The organism is Verrucomicrobiota bacterium, assembly GCA_039027815.1.
GTDB lineage: Bacteria > Verrucomicrobiota > Verrucomicrobiia > Verrucomicrobiales > JBCCJK01 > JBCCJK01.
In genome coordinates this window covers 26,742-39,840 of record JBCCJK010000007.1, presented here as the reverse complement: position 1 = coordinate 39,840, position 13,099 = coordinate 26,742, and the positions used below count along the sequence as shown (strand labels likewise).

Sequence of the window (13,099 nt, the reverse complement as noted above, 5' to 3'; positions counted from 1 at the left end):
CCAGCTAGAGAAACTTGTCCGTAACGGCTCCGTTCGAGGCGCTCGCTGCCAGTTTGGCGAACTTGGCCAAGACCCCTCGTTCCACGGGCGGCGGCGGTTGCACCCAGTTGGCTTTGCGGTCGGCCAGTTCCGCCTCGCTCAATTTCACGCTCAGCTCCCGCTTTTCGGCATCGATCGTGATTTCATCCCCATCCTGCAAAAGCCCGATCGGCCCGCCCGTCCAAGCCTCAGGCGTAATGTGGCCCACTACGAAGCCGTGGCTCCCCCCTGAAAATCGCCCATCCGTGATAAGCGCCACTTCCTTGCCCAGGCCCTTGCCCATGACCGCCGAAGTGGGGCTGAGCATTTCTCGCATGCCCGGCCCGCCCTTGGGCCCTTCCGTCCGGATGACGATGACATCCCCCTTCACGATTTGATCGTTCAGGATGGCGTCGAGCGCCCCTTCCTCGCTTTCGAAGACCTTGGCCTGGCCCGTGAAGGACAAGCCCTCTTTGCCGCTGATTTTGGCGACCGACCCCTCGGGAGCGAGGTTGCCATAAAGGATCACGAGGTGGCCGTCCTTCTTGATGGGTTGGTCAAAACCGCGGATGATGGTCTGGTCAGCAGGATACTCCAGTGGGCTCTTCTCCAGATTCTCGCGCAGCGTCCGACCCGTGACCGTGAGGCAGTCGCCGTGCAACATGCCTTCGGCCAAGAGCATTTTGAAAAGGGGGATGGTTCCGCCGATGGCGACCAAGTCGCTCATGAAATACTTCCCGCTCGGCTTGAGGTCGCCCAGAACAGGAGTCTTGGCCCCGATGCGGGTGAAATCGTCCAGGGAAAGCTCGATCCCCGCGGTATGGGCAATGGCCAAAAGATGAAGCACGGCATTGGTGGAGCCGCCGGTGGCCGTGACCATGGTGATGGCATTCTCAAAGGACTCCTTGGAGAGAATATCGCTCGGGCGTATGCCGAGTCGGATGAGATTGAGCACGGCCGCACCCGCGTCGAAACAATCGCGCAACTTGTCGTGGGAGACTGCATTCTGGGCCGAGCTGTTGGGTAGGCTCAGGCCGAGCGCCTCGATGGCGCAAGCCATGGTGTTGGCGGTGTACATGCCGCCACAAGACCCCGCGCCGGGGATGGAACACTCCTCAATCGCTTGCAGCTCCGCGTCATCGATCAAGCCATTGGCGTGCTGGCCGACGGCTTCGAAGGTCGAGACGATGTCCACGTCCTTCCCCCGATGCTTCCCCGTGAGAATGGTGCCCCCGTAGACAAAGACGCTGGGCCGATCCAGCCGCGCCATGGCCATGGCACAGCCCGGCATATTTTTGTCGCAACCGCCAATGGCCACAAACCCATCCATGAGTTCACAGCCGATGACCGTCTCGATGGAGTCGGCAATGACCTCCCTTGAGACCAGCGAGTAGCGCATGCCATCAGTCCCCATGGAGATGCCGTCTGAGATGGTGATGGTATTGAATTGCACCGCCTTGCCCCCGGCCGCGTTCACGCCCTTGGCCGATTCGGCGGCCAACTTGTTGAGGTGGACATTGCAGGGCGTGACCTCGGCCCAGGTGGACGCCACCCCCACCTTGTTTTTCTTGAAGTCCTCCCGCTGGAAGCCGACGGCATGGAGCATGGCGCGGCTGGCAGCCCGCTCGACAGGATCGACCAACTTGGACGAGTAAAACCGATCGAGGGAAGGGCGAGATTCGAGATCCTGAGACATAGCGGGCCGCAATTCTGGCTGTTCGAGATACGCTCGTCAACCCGGGAGAATGTGGCGGGAAAGGACTTTGACAGTCTCCCAATTTCCCGTTCTTTTCCACCCGCTTCTTCCCCTCAGCACCGACCCATCATGGACAAAAAAACGGTTCTCGTAGCCGATCCCATTTCGCCCGTAGGCATCGACAATCTCTTGGCGGATCCCGACCTCGAAGTGGACGTCCGCATCGGGATCTCTCCCGAGGATCTCCTAGCGGACGCCGCCCAGTATGACGGCATCATCGTCCGGAGTCAGACCAAGATCACGGCCGAGGTCCTGGAGAAGGCCAAGCGACTCCAGGCCGTGGGCCGAGCGGGGGTCGGAGTCGACAACATCGACATCGCGGCCGCCTCTGACCGGGGCGTCGTCGTCATGAACACGCCTTCGGGCAACACCATCTCCACCGCCGAGCACGCCTTCACCCTCATGATGTCGCTGGCTCGCCGCATCCCCCAAGCCCACGCCTCCATCGTGGAGGGCCGTTGGGAGCGAAAGAAGTTCCAAGGGGTCGAGCTTTATGACAAAACCCTGGCCATCCTCGGGATGGGCCGGATCGGGACCGAGTTTGCCCGCCGAGCCATGGCCTTCGGTATGCGCGTGGTGGCCTACGATCCCTACCTCTCCGCCAACCGGGCGCGTCTTCTGCGCGTCGAATTGTCCAACACCGTGGAAGAAGCCATCCGGGAAGCCGATTTCATCACCATGCACATGCCCATGACGGCTGAGACCCAGCACATGCTCAACGCCGAGCGAATCAAGCTGCTCAAGCCGGATTGTCGCATCGTGAACTGCGCCCGGGGCGGCTTGATCGATGAACAGGCGCTTCTGGAAGCCCTGCGAGAGGAGCGGATCGGAGGCGTGGCCTTGGACGTCTTCGAGGTGGAGCCCCCGGCCGCGGACTACGAACTTCTTCAGTTCCCGAACGTCGTTTTCACCCCTCACCTCGGGGCCTCGACCGATGAAGCTCAGGAAAACGTCGGGATCGAAATCGCCCAGACCATCGCCTCCTACCTCAAGGACGGCACCGTGGTGAACTCGGTCAATATGCCGAGCATCGACGAGAAGACGCTCGGCGAAATCGGCCCCTACCTCAAACTCGCCGAATCCCTGGGCCGCCTGCTCTCGCAAACCGCCCCCAGCCACGCGGAGAAATTGACCATTACCTACGCCGGCAAAGTCAGCGAACTCGAGACCTCGCTCATCTCCCGCGCGGCTCTCTCGGGCTTCCTCCAAAAGACCTTTGGCAAGACAGGCGTGAACTACATCAACGTGCCCGGCCTCGCCAAAAACCTGGGCTTGGAAGTCGCAGAATCCACCGCCACCAACTCCTCCGAATACACCGAAGTCATCAGCCTGCGGGTCAAAGGGGAATCACTCACGCGCGAAGTGGTCGGGACGCTCTTCGCCGGGGTGCCCCGGATTGTGCGCCTGGATGGGATTCCCGTGGAGGTCAAGGCCGAGGGCCACCTCCTCATGCTCCGCAATACCGACACGCCAGGCATGATCGCCACCATCGGCCGGATCCTGGGCGATCATCAGATCAATATCGCGCACATGTTCCTCAGTCGCGAAACTGCCGGAGGCCAGGCCCTCACCGTTCTCAGCCTGGACAGCCGCCCTGAGGAAAGCGTCCTCAAGGAATTGGAGGACGTCTCCGGGATCAAGGGAGCCACCGCCGTTGACCTATGAAGGCCCTCCTCCTAGGGTCTTTCTTTGGCCTGGCCTCGACCTTGCAGGCCGAACGCATCGAGCTCCAGCTGGAGCAACCCGCGGCCTGGCATTTCACGCTCTTCCGAGAAGACCCCGAAGGCGCCAGCTACAGCTTCTCGCTTATGCGGGAAGGTTGGTTGTCCTTTGACCGGGAGAACCACGGCGATTGGGTCGGCCAAAAAATCGCGCTCGACCAAGAACAGTTCGCTCACTTCACCCAGCGTTTGGGAGAACTCTTTCGAAAGGTCGAGAGAGAGGGGCTTATGGCCAAGGAAGGGGAAACCAATCTCTACGGCATCGAGCGAAATGAAAACTTCCACTCGCTGCTTTATTGGTATCTCGAACCCTCGGAAGAAACCGAGAGGCTCTTTGCGGAGCTGGCCGCCACCGCCGGTATTCTTTTGCCTGAGTAGCAGGGCCTGAATTCCACTTGGCCCGCTGATCTCTTAGTCGGGCGGCTTGGCATTCGGATCGAAGAAAATCCGGATCTCCGCCTCCTCCGTTCCCAAGATTTGTTGGGCCCGGATGAGGGCGTTCCGGGTGGCCACGTTGGGGTTGTTGGGATGGTTGGGGAAGACATTCTCCTTGCCAATCACCTCCAGAAGTCGGGAGTTTTTCAAGACCCACAAGACCGAGTTGGTGACTCCGCTGAGCAGAAGATGGCGCTCTTCCTCCTTCATAAAAGCGTCCAACTCCATCAAGGCCATGACACTGGTGGCATCCAGATGGCGCGCGTTGCGCATGCGCAGGACGATCACCTTGAGATTGGGATCGCGGGCCAAGCGTCGGATCTGATCGCGAAAGAGTTCCGCCGCCCCGAAATAAAGCTCGCCTTCTACGTGAACGATGGAGATCTCGGGGATCGCTCGGTCGTTTGAAAGATTCCGCTCGGCTAGCTCCCCCGCCTCATTGAATTCATATTCCACCAACTCCGGGCGACTGGATTTGTGGAGGTAAAAGGCCACCGCCACCGCCACGCCCAGAAAAATGGCCACGTGGAGCGGCACCAGGAGGGTGGCCAAGACCGTCGTCACCAGGACCACGGCATCCGAGCGGGTCGCCCTCAGACAAATGCGGAGTTGGCTCCGATTGAAAAGCGAGACCGCGATTCCCATCACGAGAGCGGCCAAAACCGGCTTGGGAATGAAGGGAACCAGCGGCCCCACCAAAAGCGCCCCCACCAGACAAAGCCCCCCGGCTAGGAATCCAGCCAGCGGAGAGACCGCCCCGGAATGGTAGTTGAGCGCCGAGCGGGTGAGCGAGCCCGAGGCGGGCATTCCAGCGAACCAAGAGCCGATGACATTGGTCACGCCCACGCAAAACATGTCCTGATTGATCCGCACGGTATCGCCCGTCCGACTGGCCAGACTCTTGGACATAACCGAGTTCTCGAGCGAGGCCAAAAACGCGACCGCCAAGGAGACCCCCATCAGGACGGACAAATCCTCCAGACCCTGCGCCGAGAACAGATTCACATGCTCGGGCTCCAGGTCATCCGCCGTGAACGCGACGAAGGTCTCGACCGAGGGCCCCCACCCCAGCGCTTGAAAAAGCGCATAGACCGCCGACACCACCACCAAGCTGAGCGCAAAAATCGGCCACCCGGGACGCCACTTCCGCCCCCCAAAGTAGAGGACCAAAGTCAAGGCGGCCAGGCCCAGCGCCATCCAATTGGTGGCCGGCACGGCAGCCAGGGTGGCGAAGAGCATTCCGAAAAAACTGCCACCGCTCGTCTCCATGGCCTGGTCCACGCCCAGCACATGGCGAAGCTGGTTCCCCATGATGAGGATGGCGGCACCCGTGATGTAGCCCACCACCACACTCCGGCTGATGTATTGCACCATCTCGGCCACCCGAAAGAGCGCTCCCACGATCAGGAAAAGACCGGCCAAGAGGCAGATGATGGGCACCAGCTCCTCTTGTCGCTGCGCCAAGAAGGGATGGGTCGCGAAATAGCTGAAGACCATGAGGGCTGTCGCATTGGTCGGCCCCAGGATGGTGAAGCGACTCCCGGTGAAGAAGGGGGCGACCAGGCCAGCCACCGCCGCGCACATCAGACCATAGTGGAGCGGCAGCCCCGCGATCACGGCGTAGGCCAGACTCTGGGGCACGCCGAGAAGAGCGGTGCTGATCCCCGCGACCGCGTCCCTCGAGAGGAGACCCGCGCGATACGATCGGAGGTGCTGGCGAAGGGGGAGCAAGCGCAGCCCGCTGCCGCGCAAGATCCTGCGCAGCCGACGCTGAAATTGGCTTGCACCCATGATCGCTACACTCCGGGTCCCTCCGGCACCCTTTCCTTACGCAATCTTTGGCTCCCCCGCAATGCCGAGCCTCCTTTCACTGGCTGGCGTTGGCGTGATCGAAGAAACGGTCCCAGAGATGATCCAGCAGGTAGGTCGATCGAGAAAGATCCAGAAGATGGCAGCGCCCCTCGCCGTCTAGCTCCAGGAGCGAACACTCCCGCATGGCCACCTCGGGGACAACTTCCTCGGCCGCCTCCGGCACGGGCCCTTTGATTTCCTTCAAATTGCCGACCACGGCCTCGACGTCGAAATCGACCACTCGACCAAACTTCTTTTCCATCCACTGCTCAATCTCTGCATCCAACTCGTCGACCGTGAAATGACGATCCTTGCTCACCAGCAAGTGATAATAGACCAGGATGATTTCTTTGCAGACCTCCTCTTCCACGCTGTCCACGAGCCGATTGAAGGCACTCAAGCCACTCGCCAGATTGCGGAAGAAGAGCGTCTCGGTCACGAGCTTTTGGAACTGGATCTTCTTGTTCTTGAAATTGCTCCATTGCTTGAAGGCCAAGCCGCCCAGCGCCACCCCGACCGCCATGACCGCGGTCAGCACCTTCAGGTTGTCGGTCACATCTTGCTCCCCGATATCGAGCATCTCGCGGACCTTTGATTCCTCCATCACCAGCACGCAGATCACGAAGACCAGCAGGAGAATCTGCGGCAGGGCCTTGATGAGCACCGGGATGGCGGCCCCAATCGCCGGCACGAAGAAAAGCAGGCGGTCCTTCCACGTCATGCTCAGCTTCACATTGGGGAAGACCAGCTCGAGATCGAACTTGGGGATGTTCTTGTAGAGATAAAGATAGTATTTCCCGGGTTGGAACTCGAGGGACTCCGGATTGAACTTGCCCTTCGGCTTCTTCTTCAGGAACCGCTCCCGGAAGAATTCCTCGTCCTGGAATTTGATGAGAATCAGGACCCGCTGGAGGACGTCCACCTTGATCGTCTTTTTGAGGAAGCCCCACTTTTTCACGGTCGTCTCCTCATCGATGTCCCCCCGGTAGTAACAGGCGAAGCGGTCGAACTCCTCAAAATCCACATCGGTCCGGAGCTTGATCATGGTTTCCTTCTCGAAGGCCTCCCTGACTTTCTCCTCGGAAATCGGGTAGTAATTGGCCCGGTCCGCTAGGTCTTGAAAAATCTCGAGGACCTCTTTTTCCTTCTCATCGCGCTCCGCTTGGGTCGTTTCCGCAAGGGCCACGTCCGCATCGGGATTGAAGGGCGCGAAGGCTTCCTTCAAGGACTCGGACTGCTCGTGAAATTGAAAATGGTAATAGGCTGTGAGGATCTCGCAGAACTCTCGGAACTTGGCCTGTTCCTCTTCGTTCAAGCGACCTTCCTCCAAGCACCGACGGATGAGATCTTTGCGCGAAAAGGGGATGAATCGATCCCGCTCATGGAAACGATCGGCGGTGGCGGCTTCCGGTTCCTCTTTCACCCCTCCTCTGTAGGCATTCCGCGCTGCGGTGGCAAGCCCGCGAGGGGAAAGTTTTCTCCCTTCTGCTTTGAGAAACGGGGAAAAGGGGCCGGCCGCCTCACGGCGACCGACCCCCGACTCCATTGCTTTTGCTTCGCTTGCTCTGCGACTCCCTCACTTTCGTGAGAGAATTGACTTCAGCTGGCCGGACTCATGCAGTAGATGCCCTGCGTGATGGCGTAGGCGGCGTCCAGCGGCATCGATTTGGATGCATGACTGGATCCCCACGGATCGCTGAAAACGATTTCGTTGGTCGAAAGATTGTAGCCGGTGATGAGGCGCATGTGACCGATGACCGGGCTGCCGTCGCGAAGGTCGCGATTGTTGATGACCCGCATGGGGGCCCCCTGGCCCGCGCGACTTCCGCGGCTCTGCTCATCGATCACACCCAGGTGGATGGACCACAGGAGAGGATTGCCTTGATCGATTTGGTTCCGAACCCTCTGGAGCATGGTGCGGGAAGAAGGGTCGGTTCCACCGGCTGCCTTGAGGGCCCGCGCATCCATCATTTCATAAAGAGTTTTGAGGCGATAACCCGCCGCCTTCAGACTGACCTGCTTCACACCGAGTCGGCGGGCTTGGGCATTGTAGTGATTCACCAGGCGCTGCATTCTCGGCATACTCAGACCCACCACCTCGCTATACCGCATTCCCATGGGCCCATCGATCTGCTTCAGCCGATCAATCATGGTGTAAAGATCCGTTCCCCCATTGGCCCGGGTGCCGAGCAGCTTGGCCATCTCAAACTGATTGGTTTTGACCCCGTGGTAGCGAAAGACCATCTCCATGGCGGCGGCCACGCAGTAGCTGGTGGTGGCTTGGCGCACCATGGGAATCCCGCTGAGAGAGATGTAGCCGAAGCCGACCTGCCGGGACGAGCTGGAAGGAAGGGGCGTGGGAACGGCCTTCGGCTGTTCAACCTTCAAGCGGATGTAAGAACGCTCCTTTTCTGAACGGCGATCCCGGTGATCTAGCTGGTAGCGGTTGCCCGCACCCGACCACTGCATGGCCTCTCCGGCAGGCTCTGGGCGCTCTTGGCGCTGGCGCAGGCTGGCCGGGCTGGGGCCGCCAATTCGCTTGCGAAATCCTTCCAAGCGAGAAGCAAACTCTGCGTGATCGAGGTCCCCATCGGCCTCGCGGTCATAGATGGCGACGTCGATCTGCGTCAATTTCTGCTCCTCGAAGGTGAAAACCACTCCGCTAATCTTCTCATCCCAAAGCGAAAGCTCCTCCGAGCGCAAAATCGCTTGGCTGCCGTCCGCTGAAGTCCAGCGAAAGCCCATCTCTTGGAAGTGTGCCTGGGCCTCGGCCGGTGAAAGCTCCCAAGGAGCTGGGGAGTCCACCAAGTCAGACAACAACTTGGAGGGATCGGCCTGCAGGGAAGAATGGGAAAGGATCCCGAAGGCGACATAGGAGAACAAGGCAGAGACTTTCATCGGTGGCAGCTGGAGAGTGAGAGGAGCTATGGAAATTATAGGCATCGCCTCCAAAAGAGGCAATATAATTATTATAATTTCTGTAAAAACTCCTCGTAGCCCCTTCTCCTCAGGAAGCAGAAGCCAAGCGACCACGCAGCAGATCGAAGGCGTAGGTCGTGACCAGTTTCTTGAAAGTCAGCCGATCGGTTGCAAAAACAAAGCGATGGGCCTCGGTCACCCCCTCAGAAGAAGCCAGACCGATCCAAACCGTGCCCACGGGCTTCTCGGCCGTACCCCCGCCCGGTCCGGCGATTCCGGTCACGGCCACCGTATGATCCGCTCCCGAAGCGTGCAAGGCACCCTCGCACATGGCCCGCGCCACCTCTTCACTGACGGCTCCCTTGGTGGCGAGAACTTCCTCGTCCACGCCCAGCAAGCGAGCCTTGGCCTCATTGGAATACGTCACCCAACTCATCCCGAAGACTTCCGAAGACCCCGGGAGGTCTGTCAGCGTGGAGGCAATGGCTCCACCGGTGCAGGACTCGGCAAAGGCCACGGTCTCGCCTCGCTCGCGTAGCCGCCTCAAAACATTTTCATGCGGACGTTCTTGCTCCGTCGAAACCAAGCTTTTCGGAAACACTTTTTGGGCGTGGGCGATCGTTTGCTCAATCGACCCGAGGGGACCTCGCACCCGGAGCTCGGTGCAACCGGCATGCGCGCAGTAGGCGATCTCCTGCAAATCCAGGTCGGCCAACTTGGGCTCCAGCTGGGCCATCACCTCGGACTCCCCGGTTCGCCCAAAAAAAAGACTCTTGGTCTGGTAACGCTGCTCCCCCAAGCCCACTGCGGAAAACCGCCCACTAGCCTCCAAGAGCATTGGCTCCAACTCACGGGGTGGGCCTGGGAGGACGAGAAGCCCTCTGGCCCGGTGCTTCGTGAGCAAATCCCCTGCAATCCAAAACCCCGGAGCCGTGCCCCGCCCGTTTCGCAAAACCTCGGCTCCCGCCGGGATGGCAGCCTGTCGGCGGGCGCTTTCTCGCAGGGTCAATCCGCGCTTTTGGAAATAGGCTCCAATCTGCTCCCAGACCGCTTCGTCGTCCCGAAGTTCGACCCCGAGCACCTCGGCCACGGCGTCGCGCGTCAGGTCATCCAGGGTCGGTCCGAGTCCGCCCGAGAGGATGACCAAGTCGGCTCGGCCCAGCGCCTCTTCCAGGGAGGTCCAGATGGTGCGGTCATCCGGCACCGAGACATTCCGCTCGATGCGAAGGCCGTGCGGAAAGAGATGACGGGCAATGAGCGCTAGGTTGGTATTGATGGTGGTGCCCAGGAGGAGTTCTCTCCCCGTATTGATCACTTCCACCCGGTCCGCTCTCATCGCCAGACCCTACGGCTGAGGAGCTTCGAAAGGAACGGGGCGAGCGTCCGACCAGAGATCTTCCAAGGCATAATACTCGCGCGCCTCTTCGCGAAAGATGTGCACCATGACATCGACGTAATCGATGACCATCCATTGGCTCTCCGGCGAGCCCTCTTTGTGGAGAGCCGCCAAGCCATGCTCCTCCTTGACCCGGTCCGCGACCTCGCGGCGAATGGCCCGCAGATGGGGAGACGAACTGCCGGAACAGATCACGAAGAAATCTGCCACCGTGGAAAGACCCGTCACATCGAGAATTCGGATCTCCTCGGCCTGCATTTCGGCCGCCTGTCGCGCGCACTCCAGCGCGAGCTCCTGGCCTTCCAGTTGGGTCTTCGTCATGGGCGATCTTGCCTCTCCGCTCTTTGGAGGGCCGCGAACATAGTCTAAACTGGGCCCTTGGCAATCTCTTCGAGCAAGCTCTTGCAACTCCGGCCTTGCCACTCCCGGTTCCCACCCCGAACGCTTTTCCATGGAAGACCGCCAACTCGGCCAGCTCCTGCTCATGGGCATTCCCGGAACGGAACTCGACCCCGCCACGGCCAAGCGCCTGGCCGCCCTTCAGCCCGGCGGATTCATCCTGTTCAGCCGCAACATCCAATCTCCCACCCAGCTCCGTCAGCTCATCGACGACTTGCGGGATCTCTCTGAGATCGAGCCCATCATCACCATCGACCAGGAGGGAGGGCGGGTCTCCCGCTTGCGCGAAATCGGACACGAGCCTCCCAATGCCGTCCAACTCCGGGAAAAAAAAGACTCGCGGCTCATCTATCGCCACGGCGCGCTCACCGGGCAGCTCCTCCGCCTCTACGGATTCAATCTCGACCTCTGCCCAGTCCTCGACTTCAGCGCAGATGAAGCAGCCGACAACTCCCTGCGTGGCCGCACCTACGGTCGGCACGCCCAGGAAGTCCTCGCCAACGCGGGCGTCTTCAATGGACAACTGCGCCGCCAAGGCATCCGCTCTTGCGGCAAGCACTTCCCCGGATACGGCGGGGCCGAAGTCGATCCCCACCACGAGCTCCCCGTCATATCGCGCACTTTGGAAGAAATGGAGGCCGAAGAACTCACCCCCTACCGGACCCTCTTGGACGAACTCGACAGCATCATGAGTTGCCACGCCCACTACCCCGCTTTTGATGCCGCCACCCCCGGGCTACCCGCCTCGCTCTCCCCCCGGGTCTTGACCCAATTCCTGCGAGGTCAGTGGGGCTACCGCGGGCTGATTTTGACGGACGACCTCGATATGGGAGCCATTCTCCAAGGCTACAGTTTCGAGGACTGCATCCGCTTGGCCTGCACCGCTGGGAACGACCTCATGATGATCTGTCACCGAGTGGAAATGGTGGAGCGTGCCAAGGAAGCGCTCCGAGACGTCCCGGAAATGACGCTCGACGATCGACTCGCCTCCATCCGACGCTTCAAAAAAAGGCTACCCAAACCGCAGGACTTCAGCGTGGAACAACACGAAATCTTGAACCAACAAATCTGGGACCTTCGCGTCGACACCCTCGGCGAAGAACAAGCCCGCCAGCGCAGCCCCGAGGATGGCAAGCGCTCTCCGGTCGAGCTTTACTGAAAACCGCTGCCAGGGAGGATCCTGACTCGCACCCTCCTCCGCCGACTACCGCATCACGCTTCTCCCGGGGGAGAAGGACCGGCAGCCAGAGACCTAATGGCCCGGCGAAACAAAATTGAAGGGACGCCCCCAATCCGGCTTCTCCTCCCTCTCGCCCAAAACCCAATCGTAGACCTCACGCATTTGCCGCGCCTTGGCTGGCCAGGTGAACCGAGCTTTCACAAAGCTCTGCGCGCGGGCCCCGCGGCGAGCGATCTCATCGCGGTCCTGCAACCAATCGCCCAGCACCTCCCGGAACCGTTCGATGATTTCCTCGCGTGAACCCATCTCGACCCGGCTGCCACACTCCTCCGGGACCAGCTCGGCCGGGCCTCCGTAGTCCATCACAATGGGAGCCAATCCCAGCGCCATGGCCTCCAGGACCACCCCGCCCCCAAACTCACGGACACTCGGGAAAGCGAAAACCTGGGAGAGGCTCAAGCGACTGTGGAGCTGGCTGTGCTCGATCCATCCCGGCAGTTCCACCCGCCCTTCCAAGGCCAGCTTCTCCACCAGGGCTTTCAGCTCGGGCATCTGCTCGCCATCCCCGATGATATCCAGCACCAGTCCGCCTTCACGGATGAACGGGGCGGCCGCCTCGATGAGCATGTCCGCGCCTTTGTAAGGCACCAAGCGACCGACAAAGGCCGCCCGAATCGGCTGGTCCTTGGGCTGGGGGTAGGGTCGAAAGCGCATGCCAGGGAAGCGCTCGGGGTCGATGGCGTTTTCCGGGAGGTAGACCGCCTTGGACTCGAGTTTCGGACAGCAAGCCACCTCGCCATACGTATGCTGGCTGGCTAGGACCAGGGCATCGGCCTTGTGGCGAGTCGAGCGGATTCCCGGCGCCAACTTGTAAAGAGGGCGGACATAACTCAGCCACTCCTTTTCCTTTCGACGCACGTCGCCAAAGCCCTCCGGCCAGGGCACCCCCCCATTGAGCGGGCCAATGACATAAGGAATGCCATATTTGGCGAGGCGCGGCGCCAGCCAACTCGAACTAGTGGGGCTGAGCGGGGTGATGCGATGCACGACATCAAACTCGTTCTGTTTCAGACGAGGCCCGAATTGCTTCCAGAGTCCCTTTTCAAAGAAGGGATAGGCCAAATTGGAAAGAGCCGAATAGGTCGTCCAGCCCACGTTGTTCCCCCCCCTCAGACGCTTCGCCAAATCGAAAGCCAGGCCTTGTGCCTTTCGATTGTCAACGGTCGTGAAAAACTCCCACGGCACCCCGGCTTTCCGCAGCGACTCTTCATTACGCAGTTCCGTGACCAAATGCACCTCGGCCACTTCCTGAAGGGCTTGGCTGAAGGAATGACCGATTAAGGCCACACTCGTCAGCTCCGGATTGGCCGCCTCGGCCACCAAAAGCACTTTCGGACGCGGGCGGCTCATTCCTGAGAGTGCCA

Annotated in this window: 10 protein-coding genes; 3 read left to right on the top strand and 7 right to left on the bottom strand. The window is 60.5% G+C overall.

Going from position 1 to position 13,099, the window contains the following annotated elements; all coding sequences use genetic code 11:
• Nucleotides 1-4 precede the first annotated feature (4 nt).
• Entirely contained in the window at nucleotides 5-1,714 is a 1,710-nt protein-coding gene (gene ilvD, locus AAF555_03550) for a dihydroxy-acid dehydratase (protein ID MEM6910636.1), read from the bottom strand.
• A gap of 129 nt (nucleotides 1,715-1,843) precedes the next feature.
• Here ilvD and serA point away from each other — a divergent pair, with 129 nt between their 5' ends.
• Both serA and AAF555_03540 read left to right on the top strand, forming a co-directional pair.
• The gene (gene serA, locus AAF555_03545) at nucleotides 1,844-3,439 is read left to right on the top strand and encodes a phosphoglycerate dehydrogenase (protein ID MEM6910635.1); all 1,596 of its coding nucleotides are present in this window, start codon (nucleotides 1,844-1,846) and stop codon (nucleotides 3,437-3,439) included.
• On the top strand, nucleotides 3,436-3,873 hold the full coding sequence (locus tag AAF555_03540) for a hypothetical protein (GenBank protein MEM6910634.1): 438 nt from the start codon (nucleotides 3,436-3,438) through the stop codon (nucleotides 3,871-3,873). The genes serA and AAF555_03540 overlap by 4 nt, the downstream gene beginning before the upstream one ends.
• A 33-nt stretch (nucleotides 3,874-3,906) precedes the next feature.
• Here the strand turns inward: AAF555_03540 and AAF555_03535 are convergent, their stop codons facing one another.
• From AAF555_03535 to rsfS, 5 genes are all read right to left on the bottom strand, one after another.
• The gene (locus AAF555_03535) at nucleotides 3,907-5,721 is read right to left on the bottom strand and encodes a SulP family inorganic anion transporter (GenBank protein ID MEM6910633.1); all 1,815 of its coding nucleotides are present in this window, start codon (nucleotides 5,719-5,721) and stop codon (nucleotides 3,907-3,909) included.
• A gap of 76 nt (nucleotides 5,722-5,797) precedes the next feature.
• The gene (locus tag AAF555_03530; protein ID MEM6910632.1) at nucleotides 5,798-7,204 is read right to left on the bottom strand and encodes a TMEM143 family protein; all 1,407 of its coding nucleotides are present in this window, start codon (nucleotides 7,202-7,204) and stop codon (nucleotides 5,798-5,800) included.
• A 176-nt stretch (nucleotides 7,205-7,380) separates the two neighbouring features.
• The gene (locus AAF555_03525; protein MEM6910631.1) at nucleotides 7,381-8,679 is read right to left on the bottom strand and encodes a C39 family peptidase; all 1,299 of its coding nucleotides are present in this window, start codon (nucleotides 8,677-8,679) and stop codon (nucleotides 7,381-7,383) included.
• A gap of 109 nt (nucleotides 8,680-8,788) precedes the next feature.
• Nucleotides 8,789-10,036 carry a CinA family nicotinamide mononucleotide deamidase-related protein gene (locus tag AAF555_03520; GenBank protein MEM6910630.1) on the bottom strand — a complete coding sequence of 416 codons (1,248 nt, stop codon included), beginning with the start codon at nucleotides 10,034-10,036 and terminating at the stop codon, nucleotides 8,789-8,791.
• A 9-nt stretch (nucleotides 10,037-10,045) separates the two neighbouring features.
• The gene (gene rsfS, locus AAF555_03515; GenBank protein ID MEM6910629.1) at nucleotides 10,046-10,417 is read right to left on the bottom strand and encodes a ribosome silencing factor; all 372 of its coding nucleotides are present in this window, start codon (nucleotides 10,415-10,417) and stop codon (nucleotides 10,046-10,048) included.
• A gap of 130 nt (nucleotides 10,418-10,547) precedes the next feature.
• Between rsfS and AAF555_03510 the strand changes: the two genes are divergently transcribed.
• Nucleotides 10,548-11,654 (top strand): glycoside hydrolase family 3 N-terminal domain-containing protein, encoded by a 1,107-nt coding sequence (locus tag AAF555_03510; GenBank protein MEM6910628.1) that lies wholly within the window; start codon nucleotides 10,548-10,550, stop codon nucleotides 11,652-11,654.
• Between the two features lie 93 nt (nucleotides 11,655-11,747).
• Here AAF555_03510 and AAF555_03505 read toward each other — a convergent pair whose 3' ends face one another.
• Nucleotides 11,748-13,085 carry a glycosyltransferase family 4 protein gene (locus tag AAF555_03505; protein MEM6910627.1) on the bottom strand — a complete coding sequence of 446 codons (1,338 nt, stop codon included), beginning with the start codon at nucleotides 13,083-13,085 and terminating at the stop codon, nucleotides 11,748-11,750.
• Nucleotides 13,086-13,099 lie beyond the last annotated feature (14 nt).